This is a genomic window from Mesorhizobium sp. ISC15, assembly GCF_037162615.1.
In the GTDB taxonomy this organism is placed as follows: domain Bacteria; phylum Pseudomonadota; class Alphaproteobacteria; order Rhizobiales; family Rhizobiaceae; genus Mesorhizobium; species Mesorhizobium mediterraneum.
Genome location: NZ_JAVSPX010000001.1, coordinates 1,991,906 through 2,010,778, shown reverse-complemented (window position 1 = coordinate 2,010,778; position 18,873 = coordinate 1,991,906). Strand labels below are relative to the sequence as shown.

Annotated in this window: 18 protein-coding genes; 1 reads left to right on the top strand and 17 read right to left on the bottom strand. The window is 62.7% G+C overall.

Annotation, left to right across the window (positions count from 1 at the left end):
- Nucleotides 1-58: 58 nt before the first annotated feature.
- The 8 genes from rpsO to rimP all read right to left on the bottom strand — a co-directional run bounded on the left by rpsO (nt 59) and on the right by rimP (nt 8,713).
- The gene (gene rpsO / locus RPG13_RS09845) at nt 59-370 is read right to left on the bottom strand and encodes a 30S ribosomal protein S15 (protein ID WP_280953385.1); all 312 of its coding nucleotides are present in this window, start codon (nt 368-370) and stop codon (nt 59-61) included.
- A gap of 140 nt (nt 371-510) precedes the next feature.
- Nucleotides 511-1,605 (bottom strand): magnesium/cobalt transporter CorA, encoded by a 1,095-nt coding sequence (gene corA / locus RPG13_RS09840; protein ID WP_095487873.1) that lies wholly within the window; start codon nt 1,603-1,605, stop codon nt 511-513.
- 45 nt (nt 1,606-1,650) lie between these two features.
- Nucleotides 1,651-2,610 carry a tRNA pseudouridine(55) synthase TruB gene (gene truB, locus RPG13_RS09835; RefSeq protein WP_126103751.1) on the bottom strand — a complete coding sequence of 320 codons (960 nt, stop codon included), beginning with the start codon at nt 2,608-2,610 and terminating at the stop codon, nt 1,651-1,653.
- Nucleotides 2,610-3,047 carry a 30S ribosome-binding factor RbfA gene (gene rbfA, locus RPG13_RS09830; RefSeq protein ID WP_095487869.1) on the bottom strand — a complete coding sequence of 146 codons (438 nt, stop codon included), beginning with the start codon at nt 3,045-3,047 and terminating at the stop codon, nt 2,610-2,612. Before rbfA ends, truB begins: the two co-directional genes overlap by 1 nt.
- Nucleotides 3,048-3,171: 124 nt before the next feature.
- The gene (gene infB / locus RPG13_RS09825) at nt 3,172-5,739 is read right to left on the bottom strand and encodes a translation initiation factor IF-2 (RefSeq protein WP_095487867.1); all 2,568 of its coding nucleotides are present in this window, start codon (nt 5,737-5,739) and stop codon (nt 3,172-3,174) included.
- Entirely contained in the window at nt 5,736-6,386 is a 651-nt protein-coding gene (locus tag RPG13_RS09820) for an RNA-binding protein (protein ID WP_095487865.1), read from the bottom strand. Before RPG13_RS09820 ends, infB begins: the two co-directional genes overlap by 4 nt.
- Nucleotides 6,387-6,424: 38 nt before the next feature.
- Nucleotides 6,425-8,020, bottom strand: coding sequence for a transcription termination factor NusA (nusA, locus tag RPG13_RS09815; RefSeq protein ID WP_095488072.1), 1,596 nt, complete (start codon nt 8,018-8,020; stop codon nt 6,425-6,427).
- 48 nt (nt 8,021-8,068) lie between these two features.
- Nucleotides 8,069-8,713, bottom strand: a complete 645-nt coding sequence (gene rimP / locus RPG13_RS09810; protein WP_095487863.1) for a ribosome maturation factor RimP — start codon at nt 8,711-8,713, stop codon at nt 8,069-8,071.
- A 337-nt stretch (nt 8,714-9,050) separates the two neighbouring features.
- Here rimP and RPG13_RS09805 point away from each other — a divergent pair, with 337 nt between their 5' ends.
- Nucleotides 9,051-9,215, top strand: a complete 165-nt coding sequence (locus RPG13_RS09805) for a hypothetical protein (RefSeq protein ID WP_095487861.1) — start codon at nt 9,051-9,053, stop codon at nt 9,213-9,215.
- Between the two features lie 80 nt (nt 9,216-9,295).
- Here RPG13_RS09805 and trmB read toward each other — a convergent pair whose 3' ends face one another.
- The 9 genes from trmB to miaB all read right to left on the bottom strand — a co-directional run bounded on the left by trmB (nt 9,296) and on the right by miaB (nt 18,815).
- Nucleotides 9,296-9,997, bottom strand: coding sequence for a tRNA (guanosine(46)-N7)-methyltransferase TrmB (gene trmB, locus RPG13_RS09800; RefSeq protein WP_095487859.1), 702 nt, complete (start codon nt 9,995-9,997; stop codon nt 9,296-9,298).
- Between the two features lie 26 nt (nt 9,998-10,023).
- Nucleotides 10,024-11,313 carry a methionine adenosyltransferase gene (metK, locus tag RPG13_RS09795; RefSeq protein WP_095488070.1) on the bottom strand — a complete coding sequence of 430 codons (1,290 nt, stop codon included), beginning with the start codon at nt 11,311-11,313 and terminating at the stop codon, nt 10,024-10,026.
- Nucleotides 11,314-11,621: 308 nt separating this feature from the next.
- Nucleotides 11,622-12,041: a helix-turn-helix domain-containing protein gene (locus RPG13_RS09790; protein ID WP_095487857.1), complete on the bottom strand. Its 420-nt coding sequence runs from the start codon at nt 12,039-12,041 to the stop codon at nt 11,622-11,624.
- 137 nt (nt 12,042-12,178) lie between these two features.
- Nucleotides 12,179-13,771 carry an apolipoprotein N-acyltransferase gene (gene lnt, locus RPG13_RS09785; protein WP_127203537.1) on the bottom strand — a complete coding sequence of 531 codons (1,593 nt, stop codon included), beginning with the start codon at nt 13,769-13,771 and terminating at the stop codon, nt 12,179-12,181.
- Between the two features lie 239 nt (nt 13,772-14,010).
- Nucleotides 14,011-14,448, bottom strand: a complete 438-nt coding sequence (locus RPG13_RS09780; RefSeq protein WP_127203536.1) for a YybH family protein — start codon at nt 14,446-14,448, stop codon at nt 14,011-14,013.
- Nucleotides 14,449-14,704: 256 nt separating this feature from the next.
- Nucleotides 14,705-15,778, bottom strand: a complete 1,074-nt coding sequence (locus RPG13_RS09775) for a hemolysin family protein (protein ID WP_095487854.1) — start codon at nt 15,776-15,778, stop codon at nt 14,705-14,707.
- Between the two features lie 27 nt (nt 15,779-15,805).
- Nucleotides 15,806-16,312 (bottom strand): rRNA maturation RNase YbeY, encoded by a 507-nt coding sequence (gene ybeY / locus RPG13_RS09770; protein WP_095487852.1) that lies wholly within the window; start codon nt 16,310-16,312, stop codon nt 15,806-15,808.
- A gap of 17 nt (nt 16,313-16,329) precedes the next feature.
- The gene (locus tag RPG13_RS09765; RefSeq protein ID WP_366664388.1) at nt 16,330-17,322 is read right to left on the bottom strand and encodes a PhoH family protein; all 993 of its coding nucleotides are present in this window, start codon (nt 17,320-17,322) and stop codon (nt 16,330-16,332) included.
- Nucleotides 17,323-17,405: 83 nt separating this feature from the next.
- Nucleotides 17,406-18,815: a tRNA (N6-isopentenyl adenosine(37)-C2)-methylthiotransferase MiaB gene (miaB, locus tag RPG13_RS09760; protein ID WP_095487848.1), complete on the bottom strand. Its 1,410-nt coding sequence runs from the start codon at nt 18,813-18,815 to the stop codon at nt 17,406-17,408.
- Nucleotides 18,816-18,873: the final 58 nt, after the last annotated feature.

The following is an 18,873-nucleotide window of genomic DNA, read 5'->3' as shown; positions in this document are numbered from 1 at the left end:
GATCCGATGCTCCAATGCGCGACCGGCGGGCTCTCGAAAGAACCCGCCGGTCAATTCGTCAACGGCGCAGACCGAGCTTCTCGATCAGCGTCTGATAGCGCGCGTCATCCTTGCGCTTGAGATAATCAAGCAGACTACGGCGCTGGGAGACGAGAGCAAGCAGACCACGGCGGGAATGGTTATCCTTCTTGTGGTCCTTGAAATGGTCGGTCAGGTTCTTGATGCGCTCGGAAAGGATGGCCACCTGGACTTCCGGAGACCCGGTATCGCCCTTGGCGGTTGCGAATTCACCCATCAATTCCTTCTTGCGCTCGGCAGTAATCGACATCGTGTTTTTCCTTATCTGTTTGAGGAAACGGGACGCCCTCAGCCGGGATGTCGTCCAGCAGGGGCCGGTACAAGCAACGTGTCATTGCACGATGCTGCGGCGCATATAGTGCAATTCAGGCAAAAACACCAGCCCAATTCACAAGCCGGCTTTTTGCGGCACAAACGAAGATTTCCCTTCGGCTAAAGCCACTTCTTCCATCTGAAGAAGGCAATCAGCCCGAACGCGACAAGGGCCATGAACACGAGCGCCGCCGGATAGCCGTATTGGGCCTTCAACTCCGGCATGTTCCATGGCGAGCTTTCTGGATCGAAGTTCATGCCCCACACGCCAACGAGAAAGGTTAGCGGGATGAAGATCACCGAGACGATCGTCAGATAGCTGATGACATCGCTGGTGCGCGCCTGGCTCAGCGACAGATGCATCTCGATCAGACCGGTCAGCATGTCGCGCTGGGTTTCGACCAGTTCGATGAGCCGAAGCGAGTGGTCGAGCGTGTCGTTCAGGAAAACCTTGGTCTCGGCCTTCACATAGGGCACGTCGTTGCGGATCAGCGTGGCCAGCGCATCGCGCATCGGCCAAAGCACCCCCTTCAGCACATTGGCGTCGCGCCGCAACTCGTGAAGCTGCCGCATCTGGTGCTTATCCGACGCGCGCAGCATCTGGTCCTCGATGCTGTCGACCAATTCGCCGGCAGCCTCGATCGGCGGGAAATAGCTGTCGACGATGGCGTCGATCAGGGCATAGGCGAGATAGTCTGCTCCGCGTGCGCGCAACCGGTTGGGCATCGAGCTTTCGATGCGCTTGCGCACGGGATCGAACGGATCGCCTTCGCGCTCCTGGAAGGTGACGACGAAGTTCTTGCCGAAGAAGACGGCGATCTGCTCGTAGCGATGCGCGGTGACGTCGTCGATCATCCTGACGACGACAAAGGCATGGTCCTCGAAGAAGTCCACCTTCGGCCGCTGGCCGGTGTTGACGACATCTTCCAGCGCCAGCGGATGCAGGCTGAAAATCCGGCCGATCTCCTCGATCAGCGGGATGTTGGCGAGACCGGTACAGTCGAGCCAGATGACCGGCCATGTGTCGCAATTGGCTTTGACGTCATCGATGCTGGCATCTTCGATCGTCTCGAATTTATTGGGCGACATCAGTGTCAGTCGCAGTTCGCTGCGCCGCGCCGCCGGGTCGGCGATCAGCGTGCCCGGCGATGCGCCAACCGGCGGCCGCCGTGCCGTCACCGGCGCCCGCTTCTTGATCGTCTCGGCCTTTGCCATGTGCCCCTCGGATGTTTAAGTCTCATCGAGATTAGACGACGGGACTCACCCGGCAAAGACCCGCTTCGGCTTGAACATGCCTTGTTCGATGGCGCCGATGGCGACCAGCTTGCCGCGCGCCGTTGCGCAGGCCTCCTCAGCTTCCACCGGCGCATCGCGGCCGCGGATGATGACCGGATTGCCGAGGCGGATTTTTGTTGCCGCGTCGTCACTGATCGCGATCTGCGGCAGGCAGTCGAGCGCGGCTGATGTATCGACCAGAAGCGCGTCGATCGCGTCGAAGTCGACTGGCACCGTGTCCGCTGAATCCGAACTTTCGCCCCGTTCGCCAAAGCGGGCGGCTTCCAGCTCGGCGATGGTGACGAAGTCTTCCTGCGTGAACGGCTCGACCTCGATCCGGCGCAGTTCGGCGATGTGACCGAAACAGCCGAGGTCGCGGCCCATGTCGCGGGCCAGCGAGCGCACATAAGTGCCCTTGCCGCATTCGACCTCGAAAATGGTGCGATCAGCACTGTGCTCAATCAGGTCGAGACGGCCGATCTCGACTTCCCGCGCCGGAATGTCGACCGTCGCGCCGTCGCGGGCAAGGTCATAGGCGCGCTCGCCTGCGATCTTGATGGCTGAAAATTGTGGCGGCGTCTGCATGATGACGCCGGTGTATTTCGGCATCAGCAAAAGCACATCGGCTTCAGCCGGACGCTGGTCGGAGCTTTTCGTCACCGGCCCTTCAAGGTCATCGGTCGAACGCTCCTCACCCCAGGCAACCGTGAAGCGGTAGACCTTGGCGCCATCCTGGACATAAGGCACGGTCTTGGTCGCTTCGCCGAGCGCGATCGGCAGCATGCCGGAAGCGAGCGGGTCGAGCGTGCCGGCATGGCCGGCCTTTTCGGCCTGGAACAGCCATTTGATCTTGGAGACGGCTTCGGTCGAACCCATGCCGACGGGCTTGTCCAGCACCAGCCAGCCGGAGATCGGCCGGCCCTTCTTCTTGCCGCGACGCGCCACTATTTTTCGTCCTTGTCATTGTCTTTATTCTGGTCGTCAATCTGGGCATCTGTGCCGAGGTCGCGCGCCACTTCGGGCGAGTGCAGCAATTCGTTGATCTTCTGGAAATTGTCGTAGCTGGTGTCGAGCCGGAAGCGGAACTCGGGCATGTACTTCATCTGCCGGAGCGCGCCGGAAACGCGGCCGCGCACGAATTTCGCATGCTTGTTGAGCGCCTCGACCACCGCATCGGTATCACTTGCGCCGAGCGGCGAGACGAAGGCGGTGGCGATCTTCAGATCGGGCGACATGCGCACTTCCGAGACCGAAACCACGGCATTCTCGATCAAGGGATCGAGGATCTCGCCACGCTGCAAGGTTTCCGAAAGCGCATGGCGCACCTGCTCGCCGACGCGAAGCATGCGCTGGGATGGGCCTGATGTGGTTGAACGGGGCATTTTTCTCTATCCTGAAATCGTGAAGCGCGGGATGGGACCGCGCCGCATGTCTCATATGGTTTGGGCGGCGGTCTTTCGACCACCGCCCGGTCTCAGTAGATGCTTGAGCTCAAGCTGCTCGAACTCAGAGCGTCCTGGTCACCATCTCGACGCGGAAGCACTCGATGACGTCGCCGACGCGCATGTCTTCGTAGTTCTGGAAGGCCATGCCGCATTCCTGGCCACCTGGGACTTCCGCAACTTCGTCCTTGAAGCGCTTCAGGGTCTTCAGCGTGCCTTCGTGGATGACGACGTTATCGCGGATCAGGCGAACGCCCGCACCGCGCTCGACCTTGCCTTCGGTGACACGGCAGCCGGCGATCTTGCCGACCTTGGTGATGTCGAAGATCTCGAGGATCTCCGCATTGCCGATGAAGGTCTCGCGACGCTCCGGCGAAAGCAGGCCGGAGAGCGCAGCCTTCACGTCATCCACGAGATTGTAGATGATCGAATAGTAGCGGATCTCTATGCCTGCCGCCGCGGCAGCCGCGCGCGCCTGCACATTGGCGCGGACGTTGAAGCCGATGATCGCAGCACCCGAGGTTTCCGCCAGCGACACATCGCTTTCGGTGATGCCGCCGGCGCCCGCATGGACGATGCGCGCACGCACCTCGTCGGTGCCGAGCTTGTCCAGCGCCGCGTTGATCGCCTCGATCGAGCCCTGCACGTCGCCCTTGATGACCAGCGGGAATTCCTTCAGCCCGCTCGTCTGCAGCTGCGACATCATCTGTTCGAGCGACCCACGCTGGCCGGCATGCTTGGCCACCGCCTTCTCGCGCGCCAGACGCTGGCGGTATTCGGTGATCTCGCGGGCACGGGCCTCGTTGTTGACGACGGCGAAACGGTCGCCGGCCTGCGGTGTTCCCTGCAGACCAAGCACCTCCACCGGCATTGCCGGCGGCGCTTCCTTGATCTGCCCGCCGCGGTCGTTGACCAGCGCACGCACCCGGCCCCATTCGTTGCCGGCAACGAGGATGTCGCCGGGCATCAGCGTGCCTGTCTGGACCAGCACCGTGGCGACGGGACCGCGGCCCTTGTCGAGCTGGGCTTCGATGACGACGCCCTCGGCGGTGCGGTCCGGATTGGCCTTCAGGTCGAGGATTTCGGCCTGCAGCAGGATCGCTTCGAGCAGCTTGTCGAGATTGGTGCCCTTGGTCGCCGACACTTCGACATCCAGCACCTCGCCGCCCATCGATTCCACGAAGACTTCGTGGCGCAGCAGCTCAGAGCGCACCTTCTGCGGGTCGGCGTCATGCTTGTCGATCTTGTTGATCGCCACGATGATCGGGACGCCGGCCGCCTTGGCATGGCTGATCGATTCGATCGTCTGCGGCATCACGCTGTCATCGGCCGCCACCACGAGGATGGCGATGTCAGTCGCCTGGGCGCCGCGGGCGCGCATCGCCGTGAAGGCGGCGTGGCCGGGCGTGTCGATGAAGGTGATCTTGTGACCGTTCTTCTCGACCTGATAGGCGCCGATATGCTGGGTGATGCCGCCAGCCTCGCCGGACACGACATTTGCGTTGCGGATAGCATCGAGCAGCGACGTCTTGCCGTGATCGACATGGCCCATGATCGTCACCACCGGCGGCCGCGATTCCAGATCTTCTGGGCGATCGGCGATGTTGAACAGGCCTTCCTCAATGTCGGACTCGGCGACGCGGCGAACCGTGTGGCCGAATTCGGTGGCGACCAGCTCGGCCGTGTCGGCGTCGATGACGTCGCCCGGCTTCAGGATCTGGCCCTGTTTCATGAAGAACTTGACCACATCGACGGCGCGCTCGGACATGCGCTGCGCCAGTTCTTGGATGGTGATGGTTTCGGGCAGTATCACTTCGCGCATGACTTTCTCGCGCGGTTCGTTATGCAGCGCGCGCTTGAATTTCTCCTGGCGCCGACGCATCGACGACAGCGAACGCGCACGCGCATCCTCATCGGAAAGTGCGGCGTTCAGCGTCAGCTTGCCGCGGCGGCGATCTTCCTCGCCCTTGGTCGGCTTGGCCGGACGCGCCACTTCGGGCGTGACCGGACGGCGCACCGGGGCACCGGCGCCGGTCCGCTTCGGCTTGATGTCCTCGTCGTCGACTGTCGCCAGTTCGGCGGCCAGCGGCGCGCGGCGACGCGCCTCTTCCTCGGCACGCCGGCGGGACTCGGCCTCGGCCTGCAGCCGAGCCTCTTCCTCGGCCTGGCGGCGCGCGGATTCCTCGCGCTCGCGGCGGCGGCGCTCTTCATCCTCGGCGCGGCGCTTGGCCTCGTCGATGGCGCGCTGGCGATCCTCGACGTCGCGGACCTTCGAGCCCTCAAGGGCCCGGCGGCGCGCCTCCATCTCATTGCGCGACAATTCGTTCAGCACCATGCCGCCGCGCTCGACAGGCGGCGGAGGCGGCGGCGCCTTGGGCGCTTCCTGCACAACGGGCGCTGCCGCGACCGGCGGCTTCGGCGTGAAGACTGACACAGGGGCAGCAGCCGGCTCCGGCTTGTCGCCGGGCAGCGAGAACTTGCGCTTCTTGGTCTCGACCACGACCGCCTTGGTGCGGCCATGCGAGAAGCTTTGGCGCACGGTGCCCTGTTCAGTACCGGGGCGCTTCAGCGTCAAGGTCTTCTTCGGCGTCACACTCAACGTCTTGTCGTCGCCCGATTTCGTATCGCTCATTCCATATCCTCTGCGGCATCATCTTCGTCAGCAACGGCCGCAAGCATTGCCAGATCGTCCGGGGAACCGCCCCGATACCGGTCGAGCGCAACCATGCGCTTCTGGACCGCCCTGCCCGCGTCTCCCGCGAGAACGGCAGCATGTATCACATTTGTACCCCCCAATGCCAAGCTCAACTCGGCCTCGGAGAAAAGTTTGTAGGCAAGGATGGCGGGGCCACCAAGGTGGACGGTTGCCCGTCGCGCCTGGCTGATCTTGCGGACGCCGTCATCTGACGCCTCGGTCGCATGCAACACGAAAAGCGCCAGCCCACCACGCACCGCGCTCTCAACCTTGGTGGCGCCGAGCGCGATCGCGCCTGCCTTGCGGGCAAGACCGAGCATGCCCAGAGCGTATCTGGAAAGCAGCCCGTCGACCATGCCGCCGAGATCGGTCGGCACGATCACCTGCGCCTTAAAGGCGCGAGCGAACAGGTTTTTCGCTGCCGCCTTGTCGATATGTAGGCGGTCGGCCGTCACCCAGCAACCGCGGCCGGGCAGGTTTTTCTTGATATCCGGAACGACGGCCGAATCCGGGCCGACGACGAAACGGATCAGTTCATCCGGTTCGGCCTGTCTGCGCGTGACGATGCAAGTGCGATCGTTCATCTCGTCCAAGGGCGGGTTGCGTGCGATGCGGTTTCACCTCACGCACCAACGGCTTCGTCAGCCGGCACGTCTTCGGCTACAAGCTCGTCTTCGGTGATCCAGCCGGCCTTGAGGCGGGCAGCCAGAACCATCTGCTCGGCATCGGCGCGCGACACGCCGTGACTGGCGAGCACACCGGGGAACACCTTCGTCTCGCCGTCCTTGCGTTCCTTCCAGCCGGTCAGGTCGTCGGCCGCATAGCCGGCGAAATCCTCGATCGTCTTCACGCCGTCCTCGCCGAGCGTCACCATCATGGCGGTGGTCACGCCAGGGATCTCACGCAGCTCGTCCTCGACCCCCAGCGCCTTGCGCTTCTCGTCATGCTCGGCTTCGATCTTCTCCAGATACTCGCGGGCGCGGGCCTGGATTTCCGAGGCGGTGTCCTCGTCGAAGCCGTCGATCGACGCGATCTCGTCGGCATCGACATAGGCGACTTCCTCGACGCTGGTGAAGCCTTCGGAGGCGAGCACCTGGCCGACCATCTCGTCGACGTTGAGCGCATCCATGAACAGCGCCGAGCGTTCGACGAACTCTTTCTGGCGGCGCTCGCTCTCTTCCTGCTCGGTCAGGATGTCGATATCCCAGCCGGTGAGCTGCGAGGCAAGCCGGACGTTCTGGCCGCGGCGGCCGATAGCCAGCGACAGCTGGTCGTCCGGCACCACGACCTCGATGCGTTCGGCGTCCTCGTCGAGCACGACCTTGGCGACTTCCGCCGGCTGCAACGCGTTGACGATGAAGGAAGCGGCCGAAGGCGACCACGGAATGATGTCGATCTTCTCGCCCTGCAATTCGCCGACCACCGCCTGAACGCGGCTGCCGCGCATGCCGACGCAGGCGCCGACCGGATCGATGGAACTGTCACGCGAGATGACGGCGATCTTGGCGCGCGAGCCCGGATCGCGGGCGACCGACTTGATCTCGATGATGCCGTCGTAGATTTCCGGCACTTCCATGGTGAACAGCTTCGCCATGAACTGCGGATGGGTGCGCGACAGGAATATCTGCGGACCGCGCTGCTCGCGGCGCACATCGTAGACATAGGCGCGGACGCGATCGCCATATTTGTAGTTTTCGCGCGGGATCAGCTCGTCGCGGCGGATGATCGCCTCGCCACGGCCGAGATCGACGATGACATTGCCGTATTCGACGCGCTTGACGGTGCCGTTGACGATCTCGCCGATGCGGTCCTTGTACTCGTCATATTGGCGGTCACGCTCGGCCTCGCGCACCTTCTGGACGATGACCTGCTTGGCCGACTGGGCGGCGATGCGGCCGAAATCCATCGGCGGCAGCTGCTCGGCAATGAAGTCGCCGAGCTGGGCGTCGGGATTGCGCTCGCGCGCCGAGGAAATGGCGATCTGCGTCGCATAGTCGTCGACCTTCTCGACCACTTCCATCAGCCGCTGCAGCTTCATCTCGCCGGTGTTCGGATTGATGTCGGCACGGATGTTGGTTTCCTGGCCATAGCGCGAGCGCGCCGCCTTCTGGATCGCATCGGCCATGGCGGCGATGACGATCGACTTGTCGATCGACTTTTCACGCGCGACCGCGTCGGCGATCTGCAGCAGTTCAAGCCTGTTGGCGCTTACAACCATCTTTTTTCTCCCGAGCTTGTTGCCGAGCCTTTGCGCCCGGCAGCCCAATCACATTTCCTGTTCGGTTTCGTCTTCCGCGCCCGCTTCTACGCCCTCTGGCGCGTCTTCGGGTTCGCCGCGGCGCTTCTTGGCTTCCTTGCGCGCCCTGTTGTCCTTCGACAGCGCATCGCGGATAAGGTCGTCGGTCAGGATCAGCCGCGCTTCTGCAATCGCATCGTAGGGCACGCGCACCGTCGGCTCCTCGCCATAGGCCGCCTTGTCGCGCTCGATCAGCACGCCGTCCGCATCGCTCTCGGCGATCTTGCCCTTGAAGCGCTTGCGGTCGGCGACAAGGACCGACGTTTCCATCTTCACCAGATGGCCCGTCCAGGTCGCGAAATCCGACTTGCGGACCAGCGGCCGGTCGATACCCGGCGACGACACTTCGAGATGATACGCCTTTTCGATCGGATCATCGACATCGAGGGCCGGCGACACTGCCCGGCTGACCTCTTCGCAATCCTCGACGGTCATGGTGCCGTCCTCGCGCTCGGCCATGATCTGCAGCGTCAGCCCGTTCTGGCCCGTCAGATGCACCCTGACAAGGCGAAAGCCGATGGCACGCAGCACCGGCTGCACGATCAGCGCGACGCGCGCATCGATGCCGCTTTCGCGGATGATGCGGTCGTCGCTGTCGGTCGCCGTTGCGGTCATTCTATTCCTGTCGCTTCATTGGCGGTCGGAAGGTAACAAAAAAGAGCGGGACCGGGTGGACCCACTCTTCGCCATACCGACCAAGAATTTGAGCTTGATATAGACGATCGCGGCCGTCGTTTCAAGTCCGCATGCGGGGTCTGTCGTAAGCAGACGAGTTGCCCGGATTAGGTAGCACACCAGTTGTCCGGTTTTCTGTCTCCGTGAGGAGGCAGCAGCGTTGCACAGGACGCATGGCGGCCATGCGGCAACGTCCCTGTGATATCAGGCAATACGCGCCTATCTATGTTGCGCTGCACAAATTCAGTCACATTGCAGCAGGCGAAAGGGCATAATCATGACCAACCGCAAGGTTTTCTCGGCCATCGGCGATTTCTTCACTGTGTTCGGCAGCGCCGTCGCCGCTTCGCACGCCGTCGAAGCCGGCCGCAAGCCGCGCGCGCACGATCTGCGCAATCTCGGCGTGGATCCGGCCGCCTTCGACAAGATCGGCCGCTTCTAAGACCTGCGAAGCAGGACGAGGACGTCCTTGGTCCTCGTCGACGGCAAAGCGCGCGATGGGGCGCTGCTTAACTTGGTCGCCTATCTTCGGACGAAGGTGAGATAGGCAGGCCGACGGCCTTCGCGAATGGCCTTCGCCTCGTAGCGCGTACCCGGCCAACCCTCATAGGGCCGATGCCAATCGGCTGCCTCTTCAGCCTGCCATTCAAACGCATCATGCGCCCGGCAGTGCAGCAGCGTCCAGTTCACATAGCTATCGATATCGGACGCAAAGCGGAATTTTCCGCCTGACTTCAGGACGCGCGCGAAACGGTCGAGATTGACCGGACTGACGAAGCGGCGCTTCCAGTGTTTCTTTTTCGGCCAGGGATCGGGATAGAGAAGGTCGATGCCGTCGAGCGAGGCTTGCGGGAGCCAGTCGAGCAGGCGCGTGGCATCGTCGTCATAGACCCGAAGATTGGCCAGCGGCCGTTCCCTGACCGCCATCATCATCTTGGCCATGCCGTTGACGAAAGGCTCGACGCCGATAAAGCCGGTCTCAGGAGCTGCCGTCGCCCGATGCAGCAGGTGCTCGCCGCCGCCGAAACCAATCTCGAGATGAATGGCGCAGACATCCGCTTCGAACAGGCTGCGCAGTTCGGCCGGCGGTCCGGCCATCAGATCGAGCCGGTAGGTGCGGAAGCCGCTTTCCAGTGCCGCCGCCTGCTGCGGACGGATGGTCTTGCCGCGCCGGCGACCGAAAAATGCTTCGGTCGCACGGCTTGGCCGGTCTTTCGGATCCACGTCTTTCGGATCTATGGACGCCGCGGCTAGGCCGCGACTGCTTCGGCGGGCGCTTCGGCGAGTGCATCCTTGAGCGCCTTGGCGAGGTCGGTCTTTTCCCAGGAGAAGGACCCGTCGCGGCCGGCCTTGCGGCCGAAATGGCCATAAGAGGACGTCTTGGCATAAATCGGCTTGTTGAGATCGAGGTGACGGCGAATGCCGGACGGCGACAGGTCCATCACGGTGCGCAGCGCCTGCTCGAGCTTCGCCTCATCGACCTTGCCGGTGCCGTGCAGGTCGACATAGACCGACAGCGGCTGGGCGACGCCAATGGCATAGGAAAGCTGGATGGTGCAGCGATCGGCGAGCTTCGCCGCCACCACGTTCTTGGCCAGGTAGCGTGCCGCATAGGCCGCGGAACGATCGACCTTGGTGGTGTCCTTGCCGGAAAAAGCACCGCCGCCATGGGGCGCAGCACCGCCGTAAGTATCGACGATGATCTTGCGTCCGGTCAGGCCGGCGTCGCCGTCGGGGCCGCCGATGACGAACTTGCCCGTCGGGTTGATGTACCAGTTGCAGCTGTCGGCGATCTTCAGCTCGCCCAGCGCCTCGCGGATATAGGGCTCGACGACGTTGCGGACCTTCTTCGAATCCCAGCTGGCGTCGAGATGCTGGGTGGACAGCACGATTTGCGTCACTTCGGCCGCCTTGCCGTCGACATAGCGGACGGTGACCTGGCTCTTGGCGTCCGGCCCGAGCCGGCCGGCATCGCCGTTGCCCTCATGGCGTGCGGCGGCCAGCAGTTCGAGGATCTTATGGCTGTAGTAGATCGGCGCCGGCATCAGATCCGGTGTCTCGCGGCAGGCATAGCCGAACATGATGCCCTGGTCGCCGGCCCCTTCCTCGCCTTGCCGGTCGGAGGCATTGTCGACGCCCTGGCCGATATCCGGCGACTGGCCGTGCAGCAGAACCTCGATCTTTGCCGTCTTCCAGTGGAAACCGGCCTGTTCATAGCCGATTTCGCGGATCGCCTTGCGGGCGGCCGACTTGAACTTCGCCGGATTGACGAGCGGATGACCGGCGGCATCCATCAGGATATTGCCGGCCTTGTCCTTCTTGAGCAGGGTCTCGGGGACGCGCACCTCGCCGGCGATGACGACGCGATTGGTGGTCGCCAGCGTTTCGCAGGCGACGCGGACCTTCCAGGGGTCCATGCCGGTTTTTCTGGCCTCGCGATAGACCAGATCGACGATCTCGTCGGAGATACGATCGCAAACCTTGTCGGGATGACCCTCGGCAACGGATTCCGAGGTGAATAAATAGTTTTGCCGCGTCACGGGTGTCCCCTCTTGAAAAAATATCGGCACGCTGCCGATTGGCGCGCCACGTGTTAGCTGTGCCGGGCGGCGCTCGTCAAGCGGCGCGGCCATTCTGGCATGAAAATCGCGCTATTATCTTGCACCACTGCGACCAGCGGCAGGATGCCGCCGGCGAGCTTAGTTCCAACACGTTGGGCGTCGAGCAAAATCGATTTCCTCTCCGGCCTGCCTACAGGATGTAAATTCTGCGATCAGCGAGGTCGTGCCCGGCTACGACATCCTCGCCATTTCCGGCTTTAAACTGCCTGCCAACTCAATCGGCCCAATCAATCGACCTCGTCGGTTGAAAGGGCCTTCACGAGCTCGATGATCTTGCGGCGTATCTTGACGTCGCCAATCTTGACGAAGGCCCGGTTGAGTTGAAGCCCTTCAGGACTGCCGCAGAATTCGACCGCAAAAGTCATTGATGCATCCTCGGCAAATCCGCGGTTGCCCACGGCCTCCTGGCCCGGCGCGTCCTCGAAAAAGAAAGCGACAGGAACACCGAGTATCGAGGCTATTGCCTGCAAACGGCTAGCGCCGACGCGATTGGTTCCCTTCTCGTATTTCTGTATCTGCTGAAACGTTATGCCGAGGTTCTCGCCCAGCTTCTCCTGACTCATTCCCAACATATTGCGGCGAAGCCTGATGCGACTTCCGACATGGATGTCGATAGGATTCGGCTTCTTCTTGTTTTCTTCTGCCATTTTTTCCTCGCCGAATTTTTCCGGCTTTTTGTGTTTTTCTGCCCAAACGAAGCCGGCGGCCAGTGCCCCAACAGAACGACGTACCGACTTCGAGAAATTTCAGGCGGTTACAGTATGAGTTTCTAATGTGTCGACTGTCAATTCACCCGTAGCCTTTGCCTTACATTCAATGCGAAAGCGGCCAGGCCAAGCAGCAACATGATCAGCAGTCCGTTAATGCGCCTTTGGCTGGAAGAAACGACGGACTGATTGGAAATCGGCACATGGACATCGATGGCTCCGCGTGCGTCGATCGCCAGTGCGTCAAGGATGCGTCCGCGCGGATCGACTACAGCGGAGATGCCGTTATTGGCTGCGCGCAACAAGGGCACCCCATTCTCCACAGCGCGAATCTGCGCCTGCCTGAAATGCTGGTATGGACCCGGCGTGTCACCGAACCACGCGTCGTTCGTGACGTTCACAATAAGCTCGGCTGACGTAGCGTCAACCGCCACCAGATCGGGAAAGATGACTTCATAGCAAATGAACGGAAGCGCGCGGATGCCGCCGGGCAGCGCGATCGGATGTCGCTCATTGCCCGCCGCGTAGGTCATCGGCCCGGCGACAAGCTGTTTGAGCCCGAAGCGGCCTAGCAGGTCGGCAAAAGGCAGATATTCGCCAAAGGGCACCAGATGAACCTTGTCGACGGCATCTGCGATTTCACCCTTGTCGTCGATCGCCACCACCGAATTGTAATACCGCCTGTCGGCATTTGCCGCCGAGCCACCCTCCTCCCGGACAACACCGGCGATCAGCATCTGGCCGTCGCCAAGCATCTCGCCCAGCGCGGTCAGCGCATCGGGACGCTGGGCGAACAAGAACGGCACGGAGGTCTCCGGCCATAGGATCAACTGCGGCTTGTCATGGCCAGTCTCCGGCGCTTTGGCCGAAAGTCCCATCAGCGTGGCGAAGATCCGGTCGGGCACCGAAGCGTCCCACTTCTCGCTGAGGTCAACGGCCGGCTGCACAATGCGGACATCGAGGCTGCGTTCCGCAGGCTTCTCCGGAGCAGCAAGCCTGATATAGCCGAAGCCGACATGGGCCGAGACGAGAACGACAAGCAGTGCAGCCCCCAGGCGGACATGCCGGCGCGCCGCAAGCAGGGCCGGCAATGAAAAGACGAAGACCGTCAGCGCGTTCATGCCAACCATGCCGGTCACCGACACGCTCTGCATAAGCAAGGGCACCGGCATCGCCGCGTAGCCGACGGCATTCCAGGGAAAGCCGGTGAATAGAAAGTCGCGCAGCCATTCCGCCAGGGCAAAGCCGAAGCCAAGGGCAGCGATGCGGCCGATGTCGTTGCTCCACAGCAACCGGGCAACCGCTGTCGCGAAGCCGTAGAAAAAGGCGAGCGCCAGCGGAATTCCGACCACTGCGAAGGGGAGCGCCCAGGCGAAGCTGTCGGCCTCGACCAGAAGTGCCGAGCCGATCCACCACAGGCCAGCGAGAAAATAGCCGAAGCCAAACCACCAGCCGATGGCGAAAGCAGGCCGCAAACGCCGGAACCAGCCATCGGAGGCTTCGCCGGTCGCGCCGTCGAGAAGCCAGACCAGCAGCGGGAACGAAACGAAACCGACGGCGAAGAAATCGTAAGGCGCCTGGGCAAGCACCGCCAGCGCCCCGGCAAGAAACGCCACAAGCGCGCGGCGCCAGCCCCACAGCAGAATTATCCGGCCGGCCAGGCGCTTCATCGATGCTTCCGAGTCGTGCGAATCACGGAGCAAGATTTATCAGGCCGCGGTCCGCGCTCCAAACGGCCACCGCTTCAGCCAACGTGCCGGATTGAATTCGGCTCACGACTCCTTGCGGACGCCTGATGCTACGAGCCCGATGACGCGGGCCAACCTTCGCCGAGAACGGAATGAAGAATAGCCGCGTTGCCGCAGCAAGGGTTTGCGATATCGACCGCCTCCCCAAACCACAACCGCGCCTATCGGCGGAGTACCGAATTGGCCGGCTGAGCCGTCGTTATCGGATCGGCATGACGATGCACAATCTTCCAGAGACCATCTTCTGGACGAAAGACGCTCGTCACGCGTAACGCAAGAGGCGTGACATCGCTGCGACCGCCAACCTTGGACCTGAGCCGCTCTACTTCGACGAGGTATGCCAGCTCAGACGTCACACATGTCGCTATGTTCTCGAAACCGGTAGCGTCGCCGTCCCTATAATTCGATGCCGCTTGCTCCATCGTCTCAACGACCTGCTTCCGTCCATGCGCGAAAGGGCCAAAGGGATTGCCCAGTGTTACATCGTCTCGTTGAGAAAAGAGCTTCTTCGCAGGCGCGGGGTTTCCTTTCATGAACTCATCCAGAGCGAGGTGGTATTTTTCAACTGCTTGAGCGAAATCATTGGCGTCGAGGGACATGTCATCCACCATGTCATTTTATTTTCTGATCTGGACTGGCGACTCCCGCAGGTGTCCGCGCCGTAGGCATTTCCCTAACTGCGGTGCAGTGCAGGTCGGCTTGGTCAGTATAGCACGGCGCGGGACAAGTTTCCGCTACAGCGTTTTGAGACGGCGGGCAAATGGCCGCTTATTACCCGTGCAGAAGTTCGCGGGATCGAGCCCAGGGTTGCGTGCTTGAAACGGATCGTCGACCGTCATCGGGCGAGCGGCGTCTTCAAGCCTGCTCGGCGCGCACCGCGCGCCGGCGGCGCTCGCCCTTTTGGGTCTCCACGATGCGCACGCGCTTGACGCGGCGCGGATCGGCGTCGAGCACAAGGAATTCGAAACCAGGTATGGCCTGCACCACTTCGCCGCGGGCCGGAACACGGCCAAGCGTGTTGAAGATCATGCCGCCGATCGTGTCGACATATTCGCCATGCTCGCCGGCGGCGAAATCCTCGCCGATCATCTTGGTGACTTCATCGATCTCGGCCTTGCCGTCGACGACGAACACGCCCTCGCCGGTCTGGGTGATCATCGGCTCGTCCTCGTCATGCTCGTCCTCGATGTCGCCAACCACCATCTCGACGATGTCCTCGAGCGAGGCCAGGCCATCGGTGCCGCCATACTCATCGATGACCAGCGCCATCTGAGTGCGCATCGCCTGCATCCGCCCCATGAGATCGGAGGCGAGCATCGACGGCGGCACGAAAAGCACCGGGCGGATCAGGTTCAGGTCGCCGATGGTGCGCGCGAGATCGACCTTGGCAAGATCGAGAAGCGTGGTGGCGGCGGCTTTCCTGGTCGTCCTGCCCTTTCTGACGCGGGCGATCTTGGTGATGTGAGCGAGCACGTCGCGGATGTGGACCATGCCGCGCGGATCGTCGAGCGTCTCCGAATAGACCGGCATGCGGGAATGGCCGGATTGCTCGAACAGTCCCAGAAGATCGCCAAGGTTCGTCGTGATCTCGACCGCCTCTATGTCGGCGCGCGGCACCATGACGTCCTCGACGCGCACCTCGCGCAAGCGCAGGATGTTGTTGAGCATGGCCCGTTCGCCGGGCGAAAAGGCGCCAGCATCGCTCGCGGTTTCGGCAAGCGCGTCGGCGATCTCCTCACGCAGGCTGGTGCCGTTGCGCTGCCTGAACAGGCCGAGCACGCGATCGAACAGGGAAGGACCGGCAGGCGATGGCTCGCTGGCGAAGCTGCCGGTCGTGGTACTCGGACTAGAGCCCTCTTCCGTCTGTTCGGATGGCTTGGTCGCACTGCCGGCGTCTGGGCGGGCGGCAGTCTCTGGTTTGTCGTTCATCGTCGTCCGGTCATTTGATCTTTTTAGTTACGCGTAGGGATCGGGAATGGCAAGCCTCGCAAGCGCTGCGCGTTCTTTGGCTTCCATTTCCTCGGCCTCGGCGTCGGTCTCGTGATCGTAGCCCAGCAAATGCAGCAGGCCGTGGATGACGAGATGGATGATATGGTTCTCGACAGGCTTGTCTTCCAGGGCGGCTTCTCGCGCGACCGTCTCGGCGGCCAGCACGATGTCGCCCAGCATGGGCGGCAGCGGACCGCCCTTGGCGAGCGGAAACGCCGGGAAAGACAAGACGTTGGTCGGTTTGTCCTTGCCGCGCCAGCCGGCATTGAGGCTGCGGATATGGGCATCGTCAGAAAAGACTATGCTGAGCTCGGAGCGGCCGGCCACGCCGGTTTCGGCAAACGCAGCGGCAACGGCGCGATCGACCAGCCGCGTCAGCGCGGCCGCATCGGGCCAGTCGCCCGCTTCAACCGCTATATCGATGTCGATGGGAACCGGAAGATCCCCGCCTACAGACTTTTTGTCCTCAGCCATAAGGCCGCATCTTCACATCAGCCTTCGGTGCCCAGGCCCCGGGCCAGCTTGCCGTCGCGGTCGTAGGCCTTGACGATCTCGGCGACCAGCGGATGCCTGACGACGTCGCCTTCGTTGAAGCGCACTGTCACCATGCCGGTAACGCCGTCGAGGATCCGGAGCGCCTCGACCAGACCCGATTTGGTGTTTTGCGGCAGGTCGATCTGGGTCGGATCGCCGGTGACGATCATGCGCGAATTCTCGCCGAGGCGGGTCAGGAACATCTTCATCTGCATCGGTGTGGTGTTCTGCGCCTCGTCGAGGATGACGGCGGCGTGCGCCAGCGTGCGGCCGCGCATGAAGGCTAGCGGCGCGATCTCGATCACCTCGGCGGCAATCGCCCGTTCGACCTTGTCGGCCGGCATCATGTCGTAAAGCGCGTCGTAGAGCGGCCGCAGGTACGGATCGACCTTCTCCTTCATGTCGCCGGGCAGGAAGCCAAGCCGCTCGCCGGCCTCGACGGCCGGCCGCGACAGCACGATGCGCTCGACCATGCCGCGCTCGAGCAGCATCGCCGCATGCGCTACCGCCAGATAGGTCTTGCCGGTGCCGGCCGGGCCGATGCCGAAGACGAGCTCGGACCGCTCCAGCGCGCGCATATAGGCGTCCTGGTTGAGCGAACGGGCATAGATCGTCTTCTTGCGCGTCGATATCTGGGCGGCGGACACCTTGCCCTTGCGCTCCAGCGTCGGCAGCGTCAGCTGGTCGTCGGCGGCGATCGCCATGCGCACGGCGCCGTCGACGTCCGACTGGCCGATGTCAGCGCCTTTCTGGAGAATGCCGTAGAGATTATCCAGGGCGCGCCGCGCCTGCTCGGCGGCCGAGGCGGAGCCCTTGATGGTCAGCTGGTTGCCTCGGGATCGGATATCGACGCCAAGCTTCTGCTCGAGCCTGGCCAGATTCTCGTCGAACTGGCCATAAAGGGCGCTGGCAAGCTTGTTGTTGTCGAAAGTCAGAACGATGTGCGCCATATCCGAAGCCCCCGATGGTAGGTTCTGGGGCAGGTTCTTCACTTCCGCAGCGCTCAACCGTCTCTCCTCATCTGCCGAGACCTTCAGGCCAATTCGGCGAACAGGCTGTTGTAACCCGTCTTCGTGATTCGTACCTGGATAATGTCACCGATTTCGCCGGACTTTTCATCAACAATAACCGGCTGCAGCCACGGCGAGCGGCCGACCTTCTGGCCGGCTTGACGACCGGGCTTCTCGATCAGCGTGTCGATGATGCTGCCGACCAGGCTCGCACCGAAATCCTGCTGCTGCTTCAGCAGCAGCGCCTGCAGCCGCTGCAGACGTTCGTCCTTGACGGCTTCCGGCACATGATCGGCCATCTCGGCGCCCGGCGTGCCGGGGCGAGGCGAATATTTGAACGAGAAGGCCGAGGCATAGTTCACCTGGCGTACAAGGTCCATCGTTGCCTCGAAATCCGCTTCCGTCTCGCCGGGAAAGCCGACGATGAAGTCACCCGAAAGCGCTATATCGCTCCGCGCGGCGCGGATCCGGTCGAGCAGCGTCAGATAGTCCTTTGCCGTATGCCTGCGGTTCATCGCCTTGAGGATGCGGTCGGAGCCGGATTGCACAGGTAAGTGCAAATAAGGCATCAGCGCCGGCAAGTCACGGTGGGCGGCGATCAATTCGTCGTCCATGTCGCGCGGGTGGCTGGTGGTGTAGCGCAACCGCGCCAGCCCGGGAATCTCGGCCAGCCGGAACAGCAGGCGGCCAAGACCCCATTCCTCGGCGTTTTCGCCCTCGCCATGCCAGGCATTGACGTTCTGGCCAAGCAGCGTCACCTCGCGTACGCCGGCTTGCGCCAGCCGCTCGGCCTCGGCGACGATCTGCGCCACCGGCCGCGACACTTCCGAGCCTCTGGTGTACGGCACGACGCAGAAGGTGCAGAACTTGTCGCAGCCTTCCTGCACGGTCAGGAACGCGGTGACGCCGCGCCTGATGATCTCGGCGCGCTTCGGCTGCGGCAGGTGCTCGAACTTGTCCTCGATGGCGTAGTCGGTCTCGACGATCTTTTCGCCGCCGCGCACCCGTGCCAGCACATGCGGAAGCCGGTGATAGGTCTGCGGGCCGATGACCAGATCGACGGCCGGCGAGCGACGGATGATCTCGGCTCCTTCCGCCTGCGCCACGCAGCCGGCGACTCCGACCAGCATCTCGCGGCCGGCCAGAGCCCGTTCGGCCTTCATCTCACGAATGCGGCCGAGTTCGGAATAGACCTTTTCGGCGGCTTTCTCGCGGATATGGCAGGTGTTGAGCAGCACCAGATCGGCCTCGCCGATAGCATCCGTCGCCGCATAGCCATCAGCGGCCAGTGCGTCGGTCATACGCTGCGAATCATAGACATTCATCTGGCAGCCATAGGTCTTGACGAAGACCTTCCTGGTCGCGGCAGATGGTACGACCGCACTTTCGGCCGCACTTTCTATGTCGTCCCGTTCTATCGTATTCAGTTCCATCCGGCGGCTTCTAACGCCTTTCCCAGACAAAAAACAGACGATTCTGCTCCATAGAGCG

Bases quoted from the DNA above. Each gene is read 5' to 3' on its own strand.
- corA (WP_095487873.1), bottom strand. From the start codon at position 1,605: ATGGCAAAGGCCGAGACGATCAAGAAGCGGGCGCCGGTGACGGCACGG.
- rbfA (WP_095487869.1), bottom strand. From the start codon at position 3,047: ATGCCCCGTTCAACCACATCAGGCCCATCCCAGCGCATGCTTCGCGTC.
- infB (WP_095487867.1), bottom strand. From the start codon at position 5,739: ATGAGCGATACGAAATCGGGCGACGACAAGACGTTGAGTGTGACGCCG.
- RPG13_RS09820 (WP_095487865.1), bottom strand. From the start codon at position 6,386: ATGAACGATCGCACTTGCATCGTCACGCGCAGACAGGCCGAACCGGAT.
- nusA (WP_095488072.1), bottom strand. From the start codon at position 8,020: ATGGTTGTAAGCGCCAACAGGCTTGAACTGCTGCAGATCGCCGACGCG.
- rimP (WP_095487863.1), bottom strand. From the start codon at position 8,713: ATGACCGCAACGGCGACCGACAGCGACGACCGCATCATCCGCGAAAGC.
- RPG13_RS09805 (WP_095487861.1), top strand. From the start codon at position 9,051: ATGACCAACCGCAAGGTTTTCTCGGCCATCGGCGATTTCTTCACTGTG.
- RPG13_RS09790 (WP_095487857.1), bottom strand. From the start codon at position 12,041: ATGGCAGAAGAAAACAAGAAGAAGCCGAATCCTATCGACATCCATGTC.
- lnt (WP_127203537.1), bottom strand. From the start codon at position 13,771: ATGAAGCGCCTGGCCGGCCGGATAATTCTGCTGTGGGGCTGGCGCCGC.
- RPG13_RS09780 (WP_127203536.1), bottom strand. From the start codon at position 14,448: ATGTCCCTCGACGCCAATGATTTCGCTCAAGCAGTTGAAAAATACCAC.
- RPG13_RS09775 (WP_095487854.1), bottom strand. From the start codon at position 15,778: ATGAACGACAAACCAGAGACTGCCGCCCGCCCAGACGCCGGCAGTGCG.
- ybeY (WP_095487852.1), bottom strand. From the start codon at position 16,312: ATGGCTGAGGACAAAAAGTCTGTAGGCGGGGATCTTCCGGTTCCCATC.
- RPG13_RS09765 (WP_366664388.1), bottom strand. From the start codon at position 17,322: ATGGCGCACATCGTTCTGACTTTCGACAACAACAAGCTTGCCAGCGCC.
- miaB (WP_095487848.1), bottom strand. From the start codon at position 18,815: ATGGAACTGAATACGATAGAACGGGACGACATAGAAAGTGCGGCCGAA.